The organism is Sunxiuqinia sp. sy24, assembly GCF_052677165.1.
In genome coordinates this window covers 22039-45711 of the sequence record NZ_JBQYLH010000028.1, presented here as the reverse complement: position 1 = coordinate 45711, position 23673 = coordinate 22039, and the positions used below count along the sequence as shown (strand labels likewise).

Annotated in this window: 26 protein-coding genes; 3 read left to right on the top strand and 23 right to left on the bottom strand. The window is 43.5% G+C overall.

What is annotated here, in order from left to right; all coding sequences use genetic code 11:
- Together ACUNWA_RS18445 and ACUNWA_RS18440 are read left to right on the top strand one after the other, a co-directional pair.
- The coding region (locus ACUNWA_RS18445; RefSeq protein ID WP_445593404.1) for a hypothetical protein at positions 1–293 on the top strand (293 nt) is incomplete at its 5' end.
- Positions 294–480: 187 nt separating this feature from the next.
- Complete coding sequence (locus ACUNWA_RS18440) at positions 481–1407, top strand: DUF4424 family protein (protein WP_445593403.1); 927 nt, start codon at positions 481–483, stop codon at positions 1405–1407.
- Positions 1408–1488: 81 nt separating this feature from the next.
- On the opposite strand, the gene ACUNWA_RS18435 is transcribed toward ACUNWA_RS18440, so the two are convergent.
- From ACUNWA_RS18435 to ACUNWA_RS18365, 15 genes are all read right to left on the bottom strand, one after another.
- Positions 1489–1758, bottom strand: a complete 270-nt coding sequence (locus ACUNWA_RS18435; RefSeq protein ID WP_445593402.1) for a hypothetical protein — start codon at positions 1756–1758, stop codon at positions 1489–1491.
- A 324-nt stretch (positions 1759–2082) separates the two neighbouring features.
- Positions 2083–3303 carry a VapE domain-containing protein gene (locus ACUNWA_RS18430; RefSeq protein ID WP_445593401.1) on the bottom strand — a complete coding sequence of 407 codons (1221 nt, stop codon included), beginning with the start codon at positions 3301–3303 and terminating at the stop codon, positions 2083–2085.
- 54 nt (positions 3304–3357) lie between these two features.
- Positions 3358–4062, bottom strand: a complete 705-nt coding sequence (locus tag ACUNWA_RS18425) for a hypothetical protein (protein WP_445593400.1) — start codon at positions 4060–4062, stop codon at positions 3358–3360.
- On the bottom strand, positions 4046–4498 hold the full coding sequence (locus ACUNWA_RS18420; RefSeq protein ID WP_445593399.1) for a hypothetical protein: 453 nt from the start codon (positions 4496–4498) through the stop codon (positions 4046–4048). The genes ACUNWA_RS18425 and ACUNWA_RS18420 overlap by 17 nt, the downstream gene beginning before the upstream one ends.
- Positions 4499–4669: 171 nt before the next feature.
- Complete coding sequence (locus ACUNWA_RS18415; protein WP_445593398.1) at positions 4670–4858, bottom strand: hypothetical protein; 189 nt, start codon at positions 4856–4858, stop codon at positions 4670–4672.
- Entirely contained in the window at positions 4855–5061 is a 207-nt protein-coding gene (locus ACUNWA_RS18410) for a hypothetical protein (protein WP_445593397.1), read from the bottom strand. The genes ACUNWA_RS18415 and ACUNWA_RS18410 overlap by 4 nt, the downstream gene beginning before the upstream one ends.
- The gene (locus ACUNWA_RS18405) at positions 5051–5599 is read right to left on the bottom strand and encodes a hypothetical protein (RefSeq protein WP_445593396.1); all 549 of its coding nucleotides are present in this window, start codon (positions 5597–5599) and stop codon (positions 5051–5053) included. The genes ACUNWA_RS18410 and ACUNWA_RS18405 overlap by 11 nt, the downstream gene beginning before the upstream one ends.
- On the bottom strand, positions 5596–5817 hold the full coding sequence (locus ACUNWA_RS18400; RefSeq protein WP_445593395.1) for a hypothetical protein: 222 nt from the start codon (positions 5815–5817) through the stop codon (positions 5596–5598). The genes ACUNWA_RS18405 and ACUNWA_RS18400 overlap by 4 nt, the downstream gene beginning before the upstream one ends.
- Before the next feature lie 5 nt (positions 5818–5822).
- Positions 5823–6002: a hypothetical protein gene (locus tag ACUNWA_RS18395; protein ID WP_445593394.1), complete on the bottom strand. Its 180-nt coding sequence runs from the start codon at positions 6000–6002 to the stop codon at positions 5823–5825.
- Between the two features lie 2 nt (positions 6003–6004).
- Positions 6005–6247, bottom strand: coding sequence for a hypothetical protein (locus ACUNWA_RS18390; RefSeq protein WP_445593393.1), 243 nt, complete (start codon positions 6245–6247; stop codon positions 6005–6007).
- Positions 6244–6483: a hypothetical protein gene (locus ACUNWA_RS18385; protein WP_445593392.1), complete on the bottom strand. Its 240-nt coding sequence runs from the start codon at positions 6481–6483 to the stop codon at positions 6244–6246. The genes ACUNWA_RS18390 and ACUNWA_RS18385 overlap by 4 nt, the downstream gene beginning before the upstream one ends.
- On the bottom strand, positions 6480–7046 hold the full coding sequence (locus tag ACUNWA_RS18380; protein ID WP_445593391.1) for a hypothetical protein: 567 nt from the start codon (positions 7044–7046) through the stop codon (positions 6480–6482). The genes ACUNWA_RS18385 and ACUNWA_RS18380 overlap by 4 nt, the downstream gene beginning before the upstream one ends.
- Before the next feature lie 114 nt (positions 7047–7160).
- On the bottom strand, positions 7161–7502 hold the full coding sequence (locus ACUNWA_RS18375; protein WP_445593390.1) for a DUF4406 domain-containing protein: 342 nt from the start codon (positions 7500–7502) through the stop codon (positions 7161–7163).
- A gap of 50 nt (positions 7503–7552) precedes the next feature.
- Entirely contained in the window at positions 7553–8116 is a 564-nt protein-coding gene (locus ACUNWA_RS18370; protein WP_445593389.1) for a hypothetical protein, read from the bottom strand.
- A gap of 55 nt (positions 8117–8171) precedes the next feature.
- On the bottom strand, positions 8172–8354 hold the full coding sequence (locus ACUNWA_RS18365; protein ID WP_445593388.1) for a hypothetical protein: 183 nt from the start codon (positions 8352–8354) through the stop codon (positions 8172–8174).
- Positions 8355–8531: 177 nt separating this feature from the next.
- Here ACUNWA_RS18365 and ACUNWA_RS18360 point away from each other — a divergent pair, with 177 nt between their 5' ends.
- Positions 8532–8834 carry a hypothetical protein gene (locus ACUNWA_RS18360; protein ID WP_445593387.1) on the top strand — a complete coding sequence of 101 codons (303 nt, stop codon included), beginning with the start codon at positions 8532–8534 and terminating at the stop codon, positions 8832–8834.
- Between the two features lie 272 nt (positions 8835–9106).
- Here the strand turns inward: ACUNWA_RS18360 and ACUNWA_RS18355 are convergent, their stop codons facing one another.
- The 8 genes from ACUNWA_RS18355 to ACUNWA_RS18320 form a co-directional block, all read right to left on the bottom strand.
- On the bottom strand, positions 9107–12262 hold the full coding sequence (locus tag ACUNWA_RS18355) for a GH92 family glycosyl hydrolase (RefSeq protein WP_445593386.1): 3156 nt from the start codon (positions 12260–12262) through the stop codon (positions 9107–9109).
- Entirely contained in the window at positions 12241–13536 is a 1296-nt protein-coding gene (locus tag ACUNWA_RS18350; protein ID WP_445593385.1) for a GH36-type glycosyl hydrolase domain-containing protein, read from the bottom strand. Before ACUNWA_RS18350 ends, ACUNWA_RS18355 begins: the two co-directional genes overlap by 22 nt.
- 34 nt (positions 13537–13570) lie before the next feature.
- Positions 13571–15334: a class I mannose-6-phosphate isomerase gene (locus tag ACUNWA_RS18345; RefSeq protein WP_445593384.1), complete on the bottom strand. Its 1764-nt coding sequence runs from the start codon at positions 15332–15334 to the stop codon at positions 13571–13573.
- Between the two features lie 19 nt (positions 15335–15353).
- On the bottom strand, positions 15354–17705 hold the full coding sequence (locus ACUNWA_RS18340; protein WP_445593383.1) for a GH92 family glycosyl hydrolase: 2352 nt from the start codon (positions 17703–17705) through the stop codon (positions 15354–15356).
- Between the two features lie 43 nt (positions 17706–17748).
- Positions 17749–19050, bottom strand: coding sequence for a GH36-type glycosyl hydrolase domain-containing protein (locus tag ACUNWA_RS18335; RefSeq protein ID WP_445593382.1), 1302 nt, complete (start codon positions 19048–19050; stop codon positions 17749–17751).
- 102 nt (positions 19051–19152) lie between these two features.
- Positions 19153–20091 (bottom strand): ROK family protein, encoded by a 939-nt coding sequence (locus ACUNWA_RS18330; RefSeq protein WP_445593381.1) that lies wholly within the window; start codon positions 20089–20091, stop codon positions 19153–19155.
- Positions 20092–20189: 98 nt separating this feature from the next.
- A complete protein-coding gene (locus ACUNWA_RS18325; protein WP_445593380.1) occupies positions 20190–22499 on the bottom strand; it encodes a GH92 family glycosyl hydrolase in 2310 nt (769 codons plus the stop codon).
- A gap of 24 nt (positions 22500–22523) precedes the next feature.
- The gene (locus tag ACUNWA_RS18320) at positions 22524–23252 is read right to left on the bottom strand and encodes a GntR family transcriptional regulator (RefSeq protein WP_445593379.1); all 729 of its coding nucleotides are present in this window, start codon (positions 23250–23252) and stop codon (positions 22524–22526) included.
- Positions 23253–23673 lie beyond the last annotated feature (421 nt).

Here is a 23673-nt window from a genome sequence, read left to right as displayed (position 1 = left end):
CACTAAAAATTTGTATTTTAAACATTTTTCCAGAGCTTTCAGTAGTGTGTGCACATGCTCATGCTGGGCACACACAAAAGCTAAATTTCATGGGCGGTGACGTGCAGTTCGAGAGTTTAGTGCAATTAATAAACACCAGCAAGCCAACTAAATTGGTTTGTTCAGAATATAAACAAATTAATTTGGCTTGCTTTTTTGGCGCATTGATAAGATTATTCTTTGAAATCGCCCACGTAAACTTAGCAAGCCCGTTATGCGTCAGTTTGAACAAACAACTTACAAACTATGAATAGATATAATTTTGCATTAATAATTCTTATTCTCATTTTTCAGACCTTCAATCTTTTTGCCGACATTAAACCTGTTCGGATACAAGCAAAAACAATTTATCCAGGCAACAAAACATCAGTGAGAATGGAATCAGAAAGAGTCATAATTGACCTTTACAATGACAGCTCGGTCGTTAAATGTTTGTTTAACATGAAAAACCTTGGAGAACGAGAAAAACTTCAAATTGGTTTTCCCGAGATGAATTTTTATCACTATCGGTTGATAAGTGAATCAGAAAAGCTAAATAGATTCAAAGTAAAAGAAAATGGAAAGGCTGTAAAATTTCACCTTTCCGATTCATTGAAAACCAATGCAGAATTACGAAGAAAAATAGATTCATATCAAATTATTCAGGACTGGTATTTATGGGATGGTGAATTTCAAAAAGGAGAATCAAAAACAATTGAAGTACAATATTCATTGCCTTTTGGAATGCACTACAAAACAAACGAAAGATTCTTCACATACCTGTTAAGTACAGGGGCAAATTGGAAAGGGACAATTGGGAAAGCCGAGATTATTGTAAATCTAAAAGACATAGAAATAGATTCATTAATTTCTCAACAGCCTAATAACTGTGTAATAACCAATGACCAATTGAAATGGACTTTCTCAGATTTTGAGCCTACAACTAACAATGATATAAAGATTTATTACAACTCCAGTAAAATACTGTATACAGGGGAAAAGCCTATTCCACCATTATTCATTGTTGACGAAAATATAGAGAACGAATTTGATTTAAAATCGATAAAACCGAATGATATTTCAAGTATAGAAGTCATCAAGAATCCTGAAGAAACTAAGAAATATACTAATCAAAACAATGGAGTAGTTAAAATCTATACAAAAGACTTTGTTCTAACAGAAGTAAAGAAATTAATAAAAGCAAAATCCAAAGAAGTAATCGTTTTACGTGACTATGACCAATTAAAAGAGAACTATTGTTTGTTTGTCAATGGAGACGAAGTTGATTTTGCAAAAATTGTGGGCATGAATACAAAATCAGTTGCAAAACTTGAAATCATAGACTTAAAGGACCAGAAAACCAAAATAATGATAGAATTAAAACAATAAAACCGAACGCATAATCGAATAGCCCGCCCCGCTAGCATACACTAGCAGGGAGAGGCTTTCACACCACCGTTAAGCGATCATTTAAATAAACCGGCAGGCTTCTTTCATAAACTCACGCTTTAGGCGTTTCGTATCAATCTTCTCATACGGCCGCCAGTGGTGCACTTGCCACATGCAGTCGAAGTTGCGGGATGTTTCGCCAAAGCCAACGGTGAATAAGTCATCGCCTTCCCGGAATACACCACGCTTCCATTGCTGCTCGTCGATGTCATTTTGAGTTTGCCACTCCACTTCTTGCCCACCTGCAGGCAGTGTGGACCGGTCGATTTTGATTTCAATTCGTTTGCTCATCGTTTTTTGGTTTAAAATCATTATTTCGATAGAAATTTTCTTACAACCCACTTACAACCTACAACCAAGGCGGTAATACCTAAAAACAAACAACTTAGATTGCAATTTCGGGTTGTAGCCTTTTTCGGGTTGTAGGCGGTTGTAAGTGGGTTGTAAGTGCTTTTTGCGTGTTCGGTTACAACCTCTAAGTTTCTGACGTTGTGAGTAATTACAAAGGCGGTTGTAGGGTTGTAAGTGAAAAACATTTTTTACGGTTCTTTTTTGATTTTTTAATAGTAGAATAAGAATTCTACTATCTAAGGTTTATAATACTCTATATAATAATTAAAACAGGGGGATCACATCGTACCCATAGCGGCTGGCCCCGTTCATCTTTTTTCCGTAACGGTTAAATCCCAACTGCCGTAAAGCAATACCAATATTCACATCGGTAATGGAGGTCATGGAGGTATTTACTTTGCGGGCTTTCTTTAATTCGCGGAGGATCTCCACCGGCTGTTTGAACTCAGCCATATCTTCTTCTCCTGGCTCGGGAGCCCGGTACCACTCTTTAACGATTCGGAAACTGGAGGTTTGAATCAGGAACCGGCTGTTGTAATCTTCGAATTCGGTAAAATCTTTTTTATTCCAGGTATAGTCAAAATTCTGAGAAAGCAACATGTAAGCTTCGGCCCAGATCTGATTCATGTCAATCACCTTGGTATAGCCTTCCCAGTCGATTTCGTCGATGTGGTTTACCGCGAAACGTCGGAGGCTCATGTCCGGATGAATAAAGCCACCATGCTCAGCATCTTTATTGGTCGTTCCACAGGCGCTTGCGTAGCGCTGTTTGGTCGAAGTGAAGCGTTTGGATACGTTGATGTGCAGTGAGGATAAAATGTTCTTAAACTCCTCTGCTGTGCTTCGTGTGAGGCCAACCATTTCGTCGAACTGGATGAGCAGGTTGGTTGTAAACATATCGGGATAGCTCATATCCTTAACCGACTTGGTGTAATACGACTTCAGCATGTCGGGAACCAGGTACTCAAGCAGCCCGGATTTACCAATACCGGTATCGCTGTTTACCACCACAAACATGGCGTCGTTGGCCTTTTCGCCCATGGCACAGGCTGCAGTGGCTACCAACCATTTGCGCAGGGTGTACACCAGGCGTTTCTGGTAGTAGTTTTCTTCTTCCTTGTCACCAAAGTTGCGGGCTTTCAAGAAGGTGCACAGCAGGTCGATGTGCGATTCGCCGGCATAGGTGCCTTCCAGCGACTGGAAGTATTCTTTAATGGGATTGTAAGGAACCGTTTGATTCGGACTGGTCAGGATCTTCTTCAGGATCGAGTCAGCTCCGGTAATCCCCTCCTCCAGCATGTGAAGCGAAATGTCTTCAATGCTGATTTCCTGTTCGTACTCACGCGTTTTTGAAGCGATCATCACCTTGGAGTTGTCGAATATGTTGATTTTGATATCGTAATTGGTGTCAAGGAATTCTTTAACCAGGGTAACGCGGTTCGACCCGTTTGCAGGGATTTTAGTTTCGGTAAATTTTTTAGCCATGGTAAGTTGTTAAATAATTTTACCGGCCTGTGAAAGCCGGTACTTTAGAGGGTTTTATTTGCTTCTTACTTGATTTCTCAGCCGTCGGCTTTCGCCGGGCACATACACAAAGGTCATCATCTCCTCCATGCGGCTTCGGATAAATGGAGAGTAGAAATTTTCCAGGCTGTCGTAATTAAAATTGGTGGTGGCGTAGGTTCTGGATCCTGCTTCGTAGCGAAGTGCAAACAGGTCGATCACCGGCTTAATGACGTTGCCAAAGTCTTTGACTTCCGATTCCTCGCGCCCCAGCTCATCAATAAAGATTGGGCGCTTCTCGTAAAACTCAATACCTTTTTGCTTCATCAGCCCGGCCAGCGTTTTGCTATGGACTATAGTGGTTCGCCTACGGCTGTATTCATTCGAAAGGTTCAGGTAAGCCATCATCAGGATTGATTTTCCGCAGCCAATCTTCCCGCCAAAAATTAAGCCGGCATTCAGGTTCCAGGCGCATTCCGGGTTGTTGGTGAAATAGAAATAGAGTTGTTTGATGATCGGGCCATTGTGCCGGTCAACAACATATTGGGTATTGACTGATCGCTGCAGCAGGATCTCCTGAGCATAGCAGATGAGCAGTTGTTTAAATTCGTCGTAACTCATTTGGGTGAAGCTTTTGAAGCTCCGCAAGTGCTGTTCTTTTTCTTCCAGCTGCTCCAACATTTTTTGGGTGTTGTTGCTCACCAGGTTGTTTCGTTTGATTGTTTTAGAAATCGCTTCCATTGTTATCTTCTTTAGGTTGGGTTGTTTTTGATTCTACTTTGTACAGGCTTTTCCAATTCGACTTCATGGCAAAGCGAATGGTGTCGATCGCCTTGTCGGGATTGTTATCCGAAATTTCAGCGAGAAACTCCAGACTGGCCTGTTCCATGCGTGAGCGCACCATGATCCGGTGCTGCTCGGCCAGGTATTCCTTCCACATTTTCCAGATGTAACGAAAGTCATCCTGGTCAAATGGCGACTCCACTTTAATGGGATCCACCGGGGCAATAAACTGATCGAAGTCTTCGGCCATTTTCTTGGTTTTGTTCCACTCCTTGGTGAATTTCTCCAGCTTTTTGGCTTGCAGTGCCGACAGCCCAGCCGCTTCAATAAAGCCCTGCAGCTTTCCTTCAGCCGTTTCAATTTGTGTGCAGATGTTGTTCCAGTTGTTTATCATGATTGAGTTGTGAGTTAAGGGTTTCGAGTTGTTGGCTTTGAGCATCCAGAATTGCGTAAATAAGCACTTGTTTTGATTTAGTGCCTGGCTCAAGCTCAAAAGCTATGGCAATATCATTCAGTTCAGCCGGGCAAAGTTTCGAGAGTTCTAAAATGTCGTAAATCCTCATATTTACTTTGCTTTACAATATTTACCAGGAAAAGAACTAACATACCAGTCAACCATGGCATCAGCCTCCTTGGGTGAATTGTGAGTCATGTTTGAAATTACTTCCCAGGCTCCTTTTGTTGTTTGTCTGGCTACTTGCCAATTTTTTTTCGTGTGATTGAGCTGTACTCGTATGGGGACTTGATTACTCATTTCATCATTGGATTTAAAATTTGAACTCCATAGTTGTGTTTTTCCTGCAGCTCGGCCACGTACTTGTTTCCTCTTGCCGAATCCATTTCATCGGGATAGACCGCAATGGTTTTGTGTGTTTGCTCCAGCTGCAAGCTAATACCGGCTTTCTTTACCCGCCGGTGCAGGTAGTATTTGCGTTGGTAAGTGCCTTTATTGCTCATATGGACCGGGGTGATATTCTGCAAATCGATCAAGGAAAACCCGCCTCGCCTGTTGCGGATCGAGGTAGTCAATCTTTCCACCACGGTAGAAAGCATTAAACTCTACGTTTTGCGCCCATAGGTCATAAGGTTTAATTGACTGGAGCGTATCAATTGGTAATTTAAACCGCTCGGCAATGGCTGTCATGAGCTTATACTCCAGCTCAACAAATTGAGGCAAAAACACTTTGATTGGCTTAATCATATCCCCAATGTAAGCTTCAGCGGCATCATGCAGCAGTGCCAATAATTTCATTTCATGCGGAGCATTGGGATTCTGAATAGCGTACTCATCGCAAACCATCACACAATGCTGAGCAATGCTGAAAAACTTTGGAGTTTGCCCGGCAAAGTGGCTGTTGTTAGCTAGTCCTGAAGATATGTCCTGGATATTGATCATCTCGGAAATCGGATTCAAAAGATCTAATTTTCTCCCCGATACGGTAATCATTGTTCCGTCAAGATTGGTTATGCTGATTGCTTTTTCGTATGTGTTCATGATTTTCTGTTTTTGTTGACAACAATCTCACGTTTTTCCAAATGGCTGATCGCAACGCCGCCAGCAACTCCATCAACCTTGCATACAATTGCCCCGTCTCCTAGTGTCCAGGGATCGGAGGTTATAAACGTGGGCTTAGGGTCCCATTTTTCGCCATTGGCTTTAACCACTGTATAGTAAGTGACTGGCGTTCCAATTTTGATATGCTCAACTTTCATAATGTCTATTGTTTAGAGGGTAAATAAATCATTGATACTTCGCCCGCTTCCGGCTCCTGCATTTGGTGTTGATAGTGCGGGCTGCTTAAGAGGAGCTGAAGTTCAATCAGCTCTACCCTGCTGCAATTGCGCAGGAACTTTTCCGGGGTAATGTCAATCTGGTTGACTTGAGTTAGTTTAGGCATGGCTACTCTATTACTAATCGGTTTGGGATTGCTTGTATTTCAACACTGGGAGCTTCGCACTGCTGCAGCTCGCACTCAAATTGCTCGGTGTCTTCATCTTTGGCAACTGCCATGCGGGTTATGAAGGCGTGTACTTTTACGCCCGATTCGGTTTCGCCAACCCACACCCGGGCTGGAATGCCATCGGCCAACAGGCCCGGCTTTAGCATGACAATTTTGGAAGTTGATGTCAAGGTTACTTTCATAGCTCTGCTTTTATTAGGGTTAGTTTGTCCGATAATTCCTGTTCTCTTCGCTCCAGGTATTCGACGTATTCCGGATCGTAAACTTTAAAGATCCGTCGCTGGCAGAAGAAAGGCCTCAGCTCGTCTTGTTCTACCAGGTAGTGATTTGGAATGTGGTCCGAGACTTCGGCTTGTATTTCTGTCACCGGATTACCATTGCCGGTATCTTGTTTGTATTTTAAATGAATGCTTTTCATGCATCTTGATTTTGCTTGGTTTTTAAAAACTTGTGGTATTTCTCTTCCGTTCGGAAATAGCGCATAATGCGTAACTTCTTGTCGTAGTCCTTAAAGGGCATTTTGGTATGATCGGGGCTCTTTACTTTTGCTCTTCTCAACTTGTCGCGGTCGCTCCGATTGTTCACTCGGTTCAGCATCGGGATGTCTTCCGCATTCACGGTTTCTTTCCTGCGGTCGTTGGTTGAGCTACGCTTAATTGAGCTGCCGCGTGTTTGTAGTTTTTGCTGATAAGCAGCATTGGATCTCCGCCCGGCTTCACGGCGGCAAGCATCGCTGCAGTATTTCTCGGAGCTATGCTTAGGCGTAAACTCTTCCTGGCAAATTCCGCAGGGCTTAGCTGGTATTGGCCCCGGGATTTTCCGCGATGGAATGGGTGCCCGGTTGCGGCAGGTGAGCGAGCAGTAGATTGCGTTTGATCGGTTGGCGCGGAAATCGGTATGGCAAACCGGACAAACCTTATCTAGTGGCTTTTCCTTGCAGGCTGGGCAAATGCGTGTTTGTGGCTGATTGGCTTCAAACATCTGGCCACAGTTAACGCATCTTTTTTCGTACGTTTTCGTTAGGTTGTTTGTAGACATGATTGATTGCATTTTTCCCCCGGGGCAGTTTCCGTCAGCTGAACCGGGGTTTTTCGTTTAGTGAGCTACAACTCCGTATTCGTTTGACAATTGTTGGATCTGGTTATCCAGAAACACATCTTTATTGTCTTCATGCGCGTACCAGTATTCCTGTTTGGCCATGGGGCCTTTAACCCATCCGGAGAGAAACACTACGGTGGTTGCCATCTTCATAGTTTTCAGTCGAAGCTGCAGGCGTTCTTCGTGGTTCCAGCTCGATGGGATGCCAATTTTCAATGGATTAATGATAGCCGCGTGGGGTACTTCTTTGCGAATTTGGTTTTCGGCCTTTTGCAACTGCGCCCGGTATAGGTCTTCGGGAAGCGAGTCGTTGCCGGTAATGTAAATGGTTGGTTTCATCTTTTGTTCGTTTGTGCGGCGTGGCGTCCGCTGGTTTCGACAGTTTGATCTTAAATTCCTATTTCAGTGGCCTTAGCAATGAGCTGGGCCATGTTTTTCGCATTCAGTTTTTCCTTGAGCTTTTCAATTCTCGATTTCAATCCAGCAACCGACATATGCAGCTCATTAGCCGCCTGCTCAATGGTCTCGCCCTTTTTTAGCTCGGCAATGGTTTCGCATTCGTAGTTCTTCAGCCCGGTAGCCAGGCTGCACAGTTTGCCGCGTAGTTCGCAGTCGTGGTTGGCACACGAGTGGTTGTAAGCATCTGCATTCAAGTTGCCGTTCACAAAGTCGGGCGCATCGTCCAACGCGCCAATCACACAGCGATACCATCGGTCGAATGTTTCGTTCAGCGTGGCAATACCCGCTTTCTGGATAATCTTATGCGAAACTTTGTCGGCCATAAATGCTTCCTGAATCATTTGCTTTACTTGGGTTGGTGCTTCGTTGTACCTGAGCGTTTGCCCGTTGTGAATTAACCACTTCTCGTTGTCAAACCAGAAGGCTTCCGTGCCTTCAATAATGCCGGCCGGCAGCTTTGCCCCAACCGAAAATTGATGTACTTTTGCTTTCATATCATTTATGATTTAAGCCCCCTGATGTCCGCCAAGATTGAAGGGGGCTTTGTTGTTATTTCGCTTGATTATCTCGCTCGTGTTTTTCGATGATTGCCATCTTAACCCAGGTCGTCCAGCTCAATTCATCCTTGTTAGCATTCCTTACTACTAGTTTTTTCATTTCCGAAGGAACCAGCATGTCAAGCCTGGAGTCACTTTTCTTGGTTAAGATTTTCATACTTTCTGCTGTTGCCATATCTTATAAAATGTTGTAATTTGATACAACAATATTACAATATTTCGTAATCTAAATCCAATATTTTGGATTACAAGATTCCAATATATTGCTATTTAGACTTATTCTAAATATTATATGCTGAACAACAATAAGATAGAATCAGACATAAACTCCAAAAATTTGCAATCAAGGGATGTGAGTGAGATAATTGGAGCGAAGTACACGACTACGATTAATAGACGGGAAAAAGGAAATTGGACTCCAAACGATATTGAGAAACTTGCAAACTACTTTAATCGCCCAATCGCTTACTACTTCGACATGGAAGAAGGTGAGTTGAAAAATAGTCCGGATGGACAGGAGCAGATATGTCTTAGTTGCAAGGAAAAGCAAGGTCAAATTGATGACCTTGAGAAAGAACTCTCTTGCTTAAAATCAAAATACATCGATGCACTTGAAGAGTTACAAAATAAAAAAGACCAAGGAAAATGTGGATAGTTTGGAGGCAATAGTATTAAAGCAGACAATCCCAATCCGCTTTACTGGATAGCAGACAAAATAGACAATAAAAAACATCAATAAAATCAAACTGTCTGGGATGACTGGGGAATCCAGTCATCCCGACTTTTTCAAATAGCTTAGCATTAAACCAATACCGCTCATTCGTCCCAGCAATGTCCCAACCTATTACAAACCTTAATTTTTTATTAGATTCGTGGGTTGTAATTTGGGGATCATTCTGAAAACTTATGGGCTTTTCTTTTTAAGCACTAATCTTCTACCCCCCAACTTTTATTTGGCTCGGCCCCCATCTCCAACTCAAGTTCTCCTCCTTTCAACAATTCGCTTGCCGAAAACTTAAAATTGGTCAACACCTTCCCATTGAGCTTTGCCGACTGGACATACTTATTCAAGCGAGAAACATTCTTCGCCTCGATCACAAATTGATCTCCTCGGCCAAATTGTTTTCCCAAGTCAATAACAACCTTTTCGAATAATGGACTCCCGATCTCATAGACCGGATCAACGCGGCAGCCTCCATCTGTTTGAAAAAGACCGATAGATGCCATGATAAACCAAGCACTCATCTGCCCCTGATCTTCATCGCCCAGATAGGCATTGGCGACACCATAACCATAATAACGTTCCAAAATAGAGCGGCTCCATTTCTGAGTCAACCACGGCTTTTTTACCCAATTGAAAAGAAAGGCAAAATGCATGGATTGCTGATTGCCCTGAATCACCGGATAATTCCAGTACTGATCATTTAACCCATTGTAACGGGTCTTATCGCTTTCTTCAAATCCCCAATCCAGGCGCTCGATAAAACGCTCTTGCCCAATGGCTTCAGCCAGGGCAGGAACATCCTGTGGTACAAAGTAGGTTAGCTGCCAGGCATTTCCTTCTACGTAATGATGGTTAGCTCCTGATTTGTACGGATCGAAATCCGGCAACCACTGCCCTTTCGAATCTTTCATGCGGGCAAAACCCATTTCAGGATCAATAACATTCCTCCAGTAATTACCCCGCTCGGAGAATAGTTGATAGTCTGCGGTTTTATCCAATGCTTTGGCAAACTGCGAAACGGTCCAGTCATCAAATGCGTATTCCAAGGTGTTTGAAAAACGTCCTTGATCGTAGGGCACATACCCATGTTCCAGATAAGGGACTAGATCTCTATTTCCGGCAAATCCACCGCCTACTTCCTGCGCGGGAGTCGTTTGCATCTTCTTCACTGCCTCGTAAGCCTTTTCAACATCATAATTGCGAATGCCCATTTGGTAAGCACCTACAATTAAGGGTATTTCATGTTCGGCCACCATCACCGGAACGTATTCCATACCAGCAGGGCCTTTAGCCAGCCAGCCATTGGCATCGTACATGGTCAGTTGCGATTTCACCCACCGGTTACTCCATTCTGGTGTTACCAGGTTCCAAAACTGATTCAGGTTCCAGAAGGTATTCCAAAAAGCATCACAACCCAAGGCGGGAGATGAGGGATCTTCCAGTTTGCGAAGTTTTTCTCCTGCATCCTTCCACTCGCCGTTGACATCGCTAAAAGTATTACGGCTGCATAATGAACGATACATGTTATTGTAAAAGCGCATCTTTTCGCGCCGATCGTTACTGCTAATCGTTACCCGGCTAAAAAGGTCATCCCAGGTATCGACATGGTTTTTCCGGACAGCCTCAAAGTCCCACCCATAATTTTGAGTCACCTCAGCCCGAAGGTTTTCTTTGGCATTTTCGATGCTTACATACGAAATTCCTGTGCGCAATTGAACTACCTGGTTTTTACGCGTGTCAAATTCACAAATAGCTCCGGCATCCGCAGCCCCTTTAACATTCAGCAAGTCTGTCTCTTCGATCACGCCATCTTCGGTCCAGCTACTGAATTTTGATATTGGCTGATCGAATTCTACAACAAAATACACTGTGTACTCTTGCGAAATACCTCCACTCCAGGTGTTGGGTGAGAGTTGGTGACTGTAACCTTCAATTGTATTGTCTCCTGTTTGTTTGATATAGGCCTCAAGCAAGTTGTACTTGTATTCTGAAGGAATCACCAAGTCGATTAGCACACGCGATCCTTCCCGGTCTTTAGGGAAGGTATATCGCTGGAAACCACAACGTGTTGTGGATGTTAGTTCCACCTGAATATCATAGTCCGTTAAATCCACCCTATAATATCCTGATGGGGCCTGCTCGCTTGATTTATCTATCCGGGAACGATAACCACTATCCTTACCTTTTTCGTCTCCAACCTGGGTTTGCAGCGGGCCATTGGTTGGCATGGTGCCTAATCCTGCCATCGTCCATTCGTGGATGTGCGAAAAGCAGCCAATTGATTCAAAAGTAGGTTCGTAACCAGCCTGCCACCCGTCATTCTGGTTGTCCGGACTTAGTTTCACCATGCTGAATGGCATCCATGGACCGGGTGCAATCATCCACCGCGAATGTGCGGTTCCAATTTTTGTATCAACGTAACCTGCGGGGGTGATTATATTCTGAGGATTGCGTGTGACTTTTCCGGATTGTATTTTCTCACCATCCACCCAAATTTCGTAGGTGCTTTTTACCTGAGACTGAACAGCCGGCATGGGGGCTTCAAATATATACCTGCCTTTTTCGATCGTCTCGGTAAAAATCCTATCGCCGTCTAAAATAACAGTCAAGTGTGGCGTTCCATTTAAATGTTCCAGATCTACCAACAAGGGCTGAGCTGTGTTTGTCGCGGTTTCGATTTCATACGTAGCCGCTTCCACTTTACGCAGAAAGATGTGCTTGTTGTCTATTAGATTTACCTCTTTGGGTCCCTCCAGTTTTAGCTGATCAAAACGAAGCCACGATCCTTCCAGCGTTGTCAGGTTTATTTCATTTCCTCCGCTAACGATCAAGCCTTTGGGCAGAGGGATCTCAATCAGGTATTCAGAGGAACTATTCGGTTGGCTATCTATTGTACTAGTCGCGTGAATAACCGGAATGCGGTATTTCCATGAGTGACCATTCACAGATACTTTAAACAGTGGCAAATTATCCGGATTACAATCCAAGATATCTACTACTAATTTCCACTCGTTGGAACGAGGTGGTTGATCAACTCCGAATAGGATAGTCAAGGTACTGGACCGCCAGCCCGAAGTCCCCCAGGTACCGCCCCAAGTATCACTTGTTCCCGGAATGATGTATGGCCAATCTGTTTTTTCATCCGATGTTCCAATCAGAAAATACTTATCTTCCCAACCAAAATCATTGGCAATATATTCCTCATAACCGTTTGGAGCCAGCGCAAATTCAGATGCACTGTTGTTATTTTCACCTATTTGCCAAATCACTTGTCTGTCCTTGGCGTAAGCTTGCCCAACCATGCAGTACAGCACGATTAAAAAGCTCAACTGTTGCTTTATTTGTTTTCTTCGGCCCATTGATTAAATAGTTCTATTGATTTTCCTAGTACTCCTGCTGACCCTTTAAATTCGGCCGATCCTGCCGGTGTTCCATCTATTTTATACCACTCGTAAAAACCTTTGTTTTTAACAACACGGTTCATCATGGGCTGTGCTAAATCGTAGGCTTGTTGCACAAACCCATGTGTAATTAGTTGCTGTATCATTCTTCCCCCAAACCAGGTCCAATCGCCACCATTCTGATACTCATACGGAGCCGACACATTTTTGCCCAAAACACTTGCTGGATAGGTCGGATAAAGAGTCAAGCCAATAGATGGCGCCCCCGATAGTTCCACATTTTTAACCATGTGAGCCAGTACAGCAGCTATCTCCTCCCGGGTTAAGACACCTGCTTCAATCGCAACTGCTGTTCCTCCATGATAGTGGATTTCATTCTCGTTGAAGTCATCCGGAAAAGGAGAACCATTTAAGTATATATGCGGAATGAATTTGCTGTTTTCGGAATCCCATAAGTACTTTCTGATGTTCAAAATGATGTCTTTTTGCATCGATTCCCAGCGTTGCCGCTCAGCAGAATCATCAGTCATTTGAGTAAGATTAGCCAAAGCAATAGCCAACATCGCATTGTCGTAAACATCAATACTCCAATTGGTAAGACTATCGACATCAACAACAGCACCTCCTTCAACCTGTACATCGCCCCAATCAAAAGTCGTAGCACCAGTAATCAATCCATATTTTTCAGAATATCGTTCGTTCAGCAAATAGTTTACCGACCATTGCAAACGCTCGTAAACGGTTTTTCCAGCTACCGTTTCACCTAAAATCGATTGATCACCTGTTCTTAAAATGTATTTGTAAATGGCTTGAATCAGCGAAGTCTCCTGATCGGTTTCAACGGTATTTTTAAAGCCAATATGCCCTGAAGCAGTTTCCGACTCATAGGTGTTCGGATCGCCCCAGGTAAAAGCTTCGCGAGGAACGTAGCCGTCGAGCAATTCTCCGTTTTCCTGCTGAAAATGAAAAAACATCAGCAGGTTTTCGCGGATAACCGCCTGGTCATATTCCTCGCACGATAACTCGATGAAGGTATTTAAATCGCGAGACCAAACCATTTGATACCCGGAGCCCGCATAAAAACCCTTTTTCATGAGTTGACGGGCCATGCTATCCACTTGCTGCAGGGTTTTATCGGCACGAATGGCCATGGCAAGTTCTTGGTGCCTGTTTGTTTGCACAGAACAAGCCCCAAGAACAATGGCCAGAATAAGAATAGGAAATCGATACATTTAATTTAGGTTTATGATTAATAGTTGGTTCATATTATTTCAGAAACGCTTTAACAAGTATCGCTTCATCTGCTGATTGATTGATGACGCGGTAACTTCCGGCAGCAGCAGGAATAACAAAGGTTTCAGCATAACTAAAGCGCTGTTTTAATCCGTGTTCTGTTTCAACAAGAATACTGCTTCCTTCCACCAAGGAAAGTACATGACATTTGTTTTCTGTTTTTACTTCTATTTCTGAATTGAAATGAAAGCGATGTACATCATAACTATGTTTCTCGTGTGTGGGCAAATGGAATAACTTCCAATCGTGCCCTTCTTCCAGTAAGTGAGGATGAGCCACTAATTTTTCTGGCACATAATCCCCTTTTCTGTCGAAATTCAAATTATCCATTCCCCGTTGAATATTAATGGGGCGTGGAGATCCGTCCATATCGAGTCGGAGCCAGTCGTACATTTTAAAGGTGAAAATATAGGGTGTTGTGCTTATTTCAAGCACCAGGTTATTCGTTCCTGAGCCGTGAATGGTTCCCGGAGGAATCAGAAATAAATCATGCTTATGAGAATCCAATACCTGCACATGCTTGGTGATGTCAATTGGCGTTTTGTTTTTAAAGCTGTAGGTCAAATCAGCTTCAAAAGCTTTGGGATCGATATCCTCCTGAAACCCGAGGTAGCATTTGGCATCCGCACCGGCATCCAAAATATAGTAGGTCTCTTCCTGGGTAATGTTTTCGCCAAAATGCTTTTTCATGTAATCGATCTGAGGATGACATTGAATGGACAAGTTGCCTCCATCGAAGGTATCCAGAAAATCGAAACGAATGGGAAACTCCGAACCATATTGGGCAACATGTTCACCCAACACCGCCTCCTGCTCCTGAAACATCAGCGAATCGAAGGACACTTCTAACAGGAGTCCATCGCTTTCAAATAGCAAGCCATTTTCTGGTACAATCAACTCAAACGACCAAGCATAATTAACCACATCTTTGTTTAAGCCTGCAATCTTATCTTTGAGCCACTGGCCACCCCATGCACCTGGTTCAAACCAGGGTCGAACGCGAAACAGGTTAGTCGACATGGCTTTCAGTCCCTTGCGTAAACAGTCACCGGTCATATAACTAAATGCTTCCTGACGCTGTCCGTCAACCATAAAATCCAAGAGAGGGAGCAGATGTTGTTTGTGCTTATTCAAAACCACCCAATCGACAAAATAAAAACGCTTGTACATGGTTTTGATGCGATCCGCTTTAGAAGCTCCTATGTTGGTAACCATCTCTGCTCGCGCACGAAACTGCAACTCATTTTTAGGTAGATCGACATACACCAAGCAAGCATCCCATCCTGCCAGGGCAGCTCCCGATCCAATCAGAATGTTCAGGTCAGCCTCTTCGGAAGGTACAAGCTGTTTGAGTTTCTCTGGGTTAAAAAAATCGATCAGACCCAAACTTGTCCGTGTGCCAAACAAAGGATCGTCACCACCTAAAAAAGGAGCTATCAAATGGTTAATTTCAGCTTCCGGTTTTAAGGCCTCGTTCACGTCTATCCAATTCACCCGTTTGCCCAAAGCGCTAAGTTCTTTGTTCAGTTCATCGCGCATGGCGGCATAAAAAACACCTTGGTAGCCATCAATCACTACCTGCGAGTGCTGACTGATGCATTTAGCCAGATTCTTCAACCCAGCTTGAATGCTTCCGGTATCCAAGCTCAGGCTTGGGTAAATATCGTATGTTCCAGCCTGCTGACTATGCTTTGTTACTGGTAGCAGAAACTGATCTGTTTTTCTATAGTTTTCCATCTTTATTTATGTTGATTTATTATTTTGTACCCCATCGCTTATTCGGTTCATCCGAAGCGTTCAGTATCAGTCGTCCACCCTTAATGAAATCGTCCCAAGACAGCTGAAAATTGGTGTGTGATTTCCCATTGAAAGTAGCCGAGTGAATATAATTCTGCGTAGCCGGATTCCCTTTTACTTCGATGACAAATTCTTGTCCGGGATAGAAATCGGGATGCAACTGAATGCGTACTTTCTGAAATAAAGGCGTGCCCAATTGCAAGTTCGGTTCAGCATCGCTTCCACCTTTTACGTCAAACAAGCCCATACTTGCCATGACGTACCAGGCTCCCAATTGTCCCTGATCTTCGTCCTGTCCGTAGCCATAACCATGAATCCCGTCATTACCATAAAACTCATGACAGATTTGGCGCACCCACTTTTGAGTTAACCAGGGAGCTCCTGAAAAATTGAACAACCAGGCAATATGTAAGCTGGGCTGGTTACCATGATTATAAACATTCTGCAAGCCTGCAAAAGCATCAATGGTTTTTCCTCCACCAAAGGCGGTTTCCTGAGCTTTCAGAAATAAGGTATCCAGGCGTTGGGTAAACTTTTTACGTCCAATCTTTTTTATTAGGCCCTCGGGATCATGCGGCACATAAAAGGTGTACTGATAGGCATTACCTTCCTGAAAGCCCCGCCAAACCTGATACGGATCAAAATTATCAAGGAAGTTACCCTGAATATCTTTTGGCCGTATAAAACCCGTGGAAGGATCAAATAGTTTTTCCCATCCTGATGAGAGGGCAATGAGTTGCTTGTAGGCGCTATCCTTTTGCAGGCTTTGGGCCATCTGCGCAGCTGCATAGGCACTAAAACTGTACTCTAAGGTGTGGGAGGCCGAAAACTGCGAAGCCTCAGCTGATGAGCCGGTGTAGTAAGCTGTATTTTCGGCATATGGAACATAGCCCCGTTCCAGAAACACCTGAGTATCGGCTTTTCCGACACCCTGAGGTCGGTTTTGCCAACCTGTTTCATTTCTCCATACTGCTTCAAAAGCCAAATCAACCGGATAGTTTCGGATTCCCCGGTTATAAGCAGAAGCAATCACCTGCCCCATAAAGTTTGTGCCTACCCCTGATACAAATTTAGAACTTGCGATTCCATCGGCCAGCCAGCCACAATCGCGGTAAATATCCAGTTGGCAGTTCACAAATTCATTCAAATAATCGGGATAAGCAATGCCCCAAAGCTGTGTGAGGTTCCAGAAAGCCCCCCATACCGCATCGGTATTGTAATGATGATACAATGGTTGTTCGTTTTCGTCGAGCGGAATTTGACCGATGACACCATTGTTTTTCACATAAGCACCATTGCAATCGCTGGCCAAGCCACGTCCTAACAGTGCATGGTAAAGTCCGGTGTAAAATTTGATCCGATCTGCTGCTTGTCCGCCATCAATTGCAATGCGCCCCAGCATGCTGTTCCAATAATCCTGTGCCTGTTTTTTAGCTTGATCAAAGTCGAGATCGGCAGCCTCGGTCTTTAGGTTAAGCCGGGCATTGGCTATGCTGGTGTACGACAAGCCAATCTTTACGGTAACCGACTCGTTTTCTTTAGTTTCGAAATTGAAGTACATGCCACAACCAGGGCCTTGCACCGATTCTGAAGATGGCTGTGTTTCTTTACCTACAAAGGTGCCAAAACCTTTAGGGCTGTGATCCAACTCGGCTACAAAATACATTTTGACCTGAGCTCCCGGCTGATAATTCTTAACATACTCGGGCAAGGTTTGTACAAAACCTTCAAACCTGGTTTCCGAAACCCGGTGCACAAAAGCATCGGTCACTGCACCACTTTCTCCCTGGCGGTTGCCTATGTCAAAAATCAGATGAGCCTGCTTACTTTCCGGAAAGGTGTAGCGATGAAGAGCTACCCGAGGAGTGGATGTTAACTCAGCCATAATGTCATAGTCATCCAGTTTAACCCGGTAATAGCCAGGTTGAGCCAATTCGCTCTCTCTTGAGAAACGCGAACGGTACCCTTCGTCAGGTGATTCCAGACTGCCGGGAGTCGTTTGCAGGTTGGCTACGCTTGGCATCACTGCTACACCACCGATCTGAAACTCATGAAAATTCACAAAACTTTCGATAGAGGTATGTCGCTGGTCGTAACCAACAGCCTCCCATCCCCACTTATTTCCGTAGTGCCCATTGGTTGATGCTGCCGGTTTAGCCATGCCAAAAGGATTGGCTGCAGGGGTGTAAAAGAACCATCGCGAATGAGCTGCTCCAATATTCGGGTCAACCTCATCGATAAAACTAGATACTTGCGTCCAGGATCCAAGTGTCCAAAAGGCAAACAATAAGGTTATCAAGCTAACTTTCATGCATTATATTTTTGTTTTCAATAAACTTAAGCAAGTACTGAGCTTACTGGTTAGTTAAAGCCTTATTCATCTGCTCAATAGCTATGTAAAGTACGCCGGCCGAGCCACGGAATGTTCCAGATCCTTCTGGCTTATTATCTACGGTATACCACTCGTAAAAACCGTCATTATCCATTACCCGGCGTGTCATGGGCAACAACTGATCATAGGCATCCTCCAGCAAATCGTAACGAATCAATTGCTGAATCATGCGACCTCCAAACCACGTCCAGTCGCCTCCGTTCTGATAACCGTAAGGATACATTCCTTTATTTTCGAATGAACCTTCAGGGTAGGGGGGATACATGGTTAAGCCTATTGAACCAGCCCCTGACGCCTTTACATTTTCAATCATTTTATTGAGCGAAACTTTAACTTGTTCCTTCGAAAGTAATCCCGCTTCAATGGCAACGGCCGTACCACCGTGATAATAAATCTCGTTTTCGTTAAAATCTTTGGAGAAAGGGGAGCCATCCAGATAAACGTGAGGAATAAATTTCTGGTTCTTTTCATCCCACAGGTATTTCATTGTGTTTTGAGCAATATCTTGATGAATTGTTTGCCATTTGTTTTTGGTGGAAGGGATTAATTCCATCATATTATCCAAGGCAATCAACAGCATGGCATTGTCGTAAATATCAATACAATATTTGGTGTCATCGGTAATATATACGCCCCAAGGATGACAATGCTGAACATCGCCCCAGTCGGCAGTTGTTGCTCCCCAAACCAACCCATATTCGTCACTCCAACGATGATTCAAAAGAAACTTCATGGACCATTCCATTCGTTCGGCAACAGTTTTATCGCCTACTTTTTCATTTAAAAAATCCGTATCCCCAGTCTTCTTTACATACTTGTAAACAGCCTGAACAAGTGAGGTTTCATGATCTGTTTCAACCGTATTTTTATGGCCTGCATAATTGGGTTCTAAATCGGTGAAAATATAATCGTAACCACCTTCCGTTTTTTTGGCCTTTTCTTTAGGTATAAAACCATCAATTATATTTCCATCTTCACGCTGTAATCTGAAAAACACCAGTAAATTTTCTTTTAATGTTTCAGCAGGAAAAACTTCAGCCGAAAGTTCAATAAAGGTGTTGTAATCACGAATCCACACCTCGCCATAACCATCTCCCGCGTTGAAGCCTGTTTTTACAATTTCCAGGGCTTTTTGTTTGGTGAAAGCGATAGATTCCTCCGTTTTGAATTTTTCAGCTAGATCGGAAGCTGGCTGTTTTTTGCTTGTTGACTGGCAGGCCGTAAGCAATACAGCAGCTGCCAAGATAAATAGACTACGTTTCATAAATATAGATTTTCAATTTTTGCTTCTTATTTGTTTGTAACAACAGGAGTAACATATTTTTAGAGATGATGGAGATTCCGTTTGTCCATAAGGAATAACGGGCTACATTTCGCGCAAACACGACGCCACGCGTTTCCAGAAGTCAGGTTCTGACAGTCGGGCACTTCCAATAATAGCTGCTGTTTCTTTTAAGCTGGAAATCTCCACTCGAAGGGAGCAGTTTTTCTGCTCTAGCGCTGCCTCCAAAGCCGGCTTAAACCATTCAAAGGCATTGGCTATGTTGCCTCCAATTACCAGAACCTCCACCTGAAAGTCGCGCAACCAAGGATGCAACAGCTCCACCAATTGTTTTCCAAAGTCATTGAAAAGTTCTTTGGCCCCCAGGTCGTTTGGTGCTGCCATAGCAATCTCCTTAACTCCAGCAACCTGCTTTCCGGTTTGCTGTTGGTAGCGATTTACCAAGCCACGGGTTGAAAAGTAATCGTCGGCAATGCCATCCTGAAAAGGCAAGTGCCAGATGCAGCCTTGATCGGGAACCTCGTCGCCAGAAGTCACCGGCAAGCTATCTTTGAGGAATGCTGAGCCAAAACCTGTTCCTAATGTGATGGACAAAGAACGCTTGCTCCCACTGGCTTTTCCAATCCAGTCTTCACCTATGGCAAACGCTGTTGCATCATTGATAAAACGGATCGGGAAATCGGCAGGAAGATTTAGCGATTTTCTCAAAGCTGCCGGAACATCAAGCCCATAAATGTTCTCGTACTTATTGTTTTCTCCGGAAAACAAAGGAATTCCCTTTTCATAATTGAAAGGGCCGGGCATGGCAAATCCAATCCCTGACAGATTTTCCAAACCAACTGCTTCGATGGAACAAGCAATCGTTTTGCTCCACACAGCAATGATTTCATCTGCCGGACCATGATTATCCAGATCGCTTTCAGCAAACGTTTCTGGCAAATACGATTTTTCATTTAGATTGAAAGCTGCACAGCTGATGTGACTTCCTCCAACGTCAACTCCTATGGCTATTTGTTGTTTCATTCTTTTTATTTTGAGTTTTAATAGTTTAAGTTCATTACTTACTGAGCATTTAAAGTGTTATTTTCCGATCTACGACTTTATTTCAAGCTTCAAACTCTCTAATCTTCTACTACTCCATGCCTTTCCGCAGGTTCTGGTCCCATCTCAAACTCCAACCTTCCACCTGCTGCAATCTGGTCAAAATAGATTCGAGGAGACTTTAATCGCTTCCCATTCAACTTTATACCTTGGATATACTTATTTTCTTTTGAGTTGTTGTGGGCAACAATCACAAACTCCTTCCCCGAATAATACTTTTGATCCAATTTGATTGTGATCTTGTCAAAAAGAGGGCTCGTCAATTCCAATTCAGGTCTCTGTTCTGTTCCTCCGCGCATTTCAAAAAGCCCCATCGAACTCATGACAAACCACGCGCCCATCTGTCCTTCATCTTCGTCACCCTCCCAGCCAAAGTAGGGAGTCGCCCCATAATAAGTATCTAAAATTGCTCTTGACCATTTCTGAGTTAACCAGGGCTTTCCTGAATAATTGAATAAAAACGCAGCCTGCATATTTATTTCATTTCCCTGGTTGATGTAAAACTCCGCTCTTTCTCCTGTAGTCCGGTCAAGCGCATGAGCCGCAAATTTGTATTCCTCCGATTTTTTAAAGCCTTCATCCATCCGATCATTGAAAAGCTCTTCACCCATCAACTCGACCACCCCATCAACATCGTGAGGCACATAAAAGGAATACTGCCACCCGTTTCCTTCGACAAATGAATAATTGGAAAATTCATCATAGCTTTCCAGCCAATTGCCTTCGGAGTCTTTCGGAACAACAAATTTCAAGTTCTTATTAAAGACATTTTTGTAGTTTTCCGAACGCTTGATAAAATATTTGTGGTCCTCTTTTTTTCCCAATGCCTTAGCCATTTGGGCCACACAATAATCATCGAAAGCATAATCAAGCGTTTTATTAGTCTGGCCAAACTCATATGGAACATAGCCAAATTTCATGTATTCGCGCAATTGCGGATTTCCGGCCCAACCACCATGCACTTTTTCCCCTTCGTTCATCATCATGAACTTAATCGCCGTATATATTTTTTCAGCGGTCTCCCGGTCTTTTATGATGTTTTTCTGAAAAGCCGAAACCATCAGTGCAATCTCGTGTGATCCCTCCATAATTCCAGAATACTCAATACCTGCAGGACCTTTGCATGTCCAACCAGTGTGCTCGAACATTTCCAATTGCGTTCCCACCCAGTTCTCCATAATATCAGGAGCTATCAGGCTCAAAACACCATTGATATTCCAGAATGAGTTCCAGAAAGCATCGCCACCACAAATATTTTCACAATACTTGAGCTCCTGAATATTCTCTGCAGCATCACGATACAATCCATTCACATCATTCCAACTCTGTTTTGCCGCAAATACCCGATATAGGTTGGTATAAAATTTTAGCCGGTCTTCACTTGTTCCCCCTTCAACCTTGATTCGTGAAAGCAACTCGTTCCACTTTGTTCTGCCAGCTTCTTTTACCGCTTCCAGGCTCCAGCCAAACAATGCCATCTCGGTCTCAAGATTTAAGCGAGCTTGCTCGGTACTTACCAGCGAAATACCCGTGCGCACAACAATCTCCTCATCCTTTTCCGTGGACCACGAAACAAAAGCCCCAACGTCTCCTTTTCCTTCAATGCTGGAAATAGCTCTCTGGAGCCCATCCTTATTCCAACCATTAAACGTATCAAACGCCTTGCTAAACTGAATCACAAAGCAAAGTTTATAATCGTTAAAACCGGCAGCATGGCTCATCGCATAGCCTTCCAACTCCGTGTCAGAAACCCGTGTTATCCGAGCATCACTAATACTCCAGGCATATTCTCCAGGAAAAAGTAAGTCGATCAGAATTCTTGATTCCTTTTTTTCAGGGAAAACATACCGTTGAATCGTACTTCTTTCTGTGACTGCCATTTCAGCCTTCACTTCATGGTCGTACAAATACACTGAATAGTAGCCAGGCGATCCCATTTCGGATTCTTTCAATATACGGGAATGATAACCGGCTTCGGCTCCTTTATAGGGAGAATCCGTTGGCCGGTTTTTGTATACCAAGTCTGCAGTTGTAGGCATAATCCGCAAGCCAGCCATTGTCCAGGCATGCAGATGACTAAAACCATCAACACTATTTATAGCATATTCATATCCTCCCATCCAGTTATATTCCTGACTGCTCCCTTGGTTATCAGGTCCTAATTGCACCATACCAAAAGGACAGGTTGCATAAGGCCCCAACATCCATCGTGAGTTTGATGTGCCGATAAATACATCCACGGAATCCACTGGGCTACAAATCGGCTGTGCAAGAAGCAGGGAGGACTGAAACAGGCACAGGATGCACAAAATGACTTTTTGAATCTGCATATTCATACAAAGGTTGATCGAGTTTTATCGTCGTATATCAATTTTATAGGTGAATTTATCGGCCTTATAAAAACCGATATTGTATTCGAGCGGGCGATCACCGGGATCGTAAACAAACCGCTCGCGAACCAGAACCGGATCGCCGGCTCCAATCTGCAAACGCTTAGCAGTGATGGTCGTTGCCAATCGCGCTTTCAGCTTTTCGCGCGAAAGAGATGCCACTACGTGGAAATCGTTTTCGAGCAAATCATACAAGGGCTTCGAAAAGTCTTCATTTCCTGTTAAGCCAATACGCGGATGAAAGTAACTTTCGAAATAGACAAAAGGAGCTTCATCATCACCACGCAAACGACTCAATTTCAACACCGATGTAGCTTCAGGGATATTGAAAAAAGTAGCGATTTTACTATCTGCCTCCACCCATTCAACCACTAAACGATAATTCTTAAAACTCAATCCCTGGGCACTCATTTCATTGGTAAAACTGTGCCAATGATCAAGCTGGGTTGTCACCGTTTTTTCAGCAACCCGAGTACCCACTCCTTTCTTCCGAACCAATAACCCCTCGTACTCTAGCTTATTAGTGGCCTGCCGAAGGGTATTTCGTGAAATCCCAAGTTGCTTTGCCAAATCAACTTCTTTAGGCAGTAAGCCTCCCTTTTTATACTCCGGCAATTCAATCAGCTTGCGCAGTAATCTTTCTACCTGGGCGTGCAATGGCACCGGACTGAAATGATCAATTTTGAATTTCATATATGTATCTGATCGTATTTGTTCATATGTTTGAACATACAAAGCTATCCATTTTTTTAAATCAGAAAAATTTTCAACTAAAAATTTGATTGTAGTCAACTAGTCGGTAAAAAAAGAAAACACAAGGGGTCTCCCAATGGCATAAATATATAGTCCCTCGGGTTTGGAAGCTACCATTAGACCGGTGCTCTCTTTCCGGTTTGAAAAATACCAATAATACTTCCCATTTCTTTTGGCAATGTCGCCGGCTCAACACGATGTATTTCCTTTACCCATGTAGTTATATTCGGGATTAATAGTCCCAACATGCTCCCAGGACAAAAAGTCACGGGTGCGATAAATGCGCCACCATGGCATTACCCAATCGGGTATTCCAAAGCCAATATCATATCCCGTAAACAAATAGCAAAAATCGCCATAT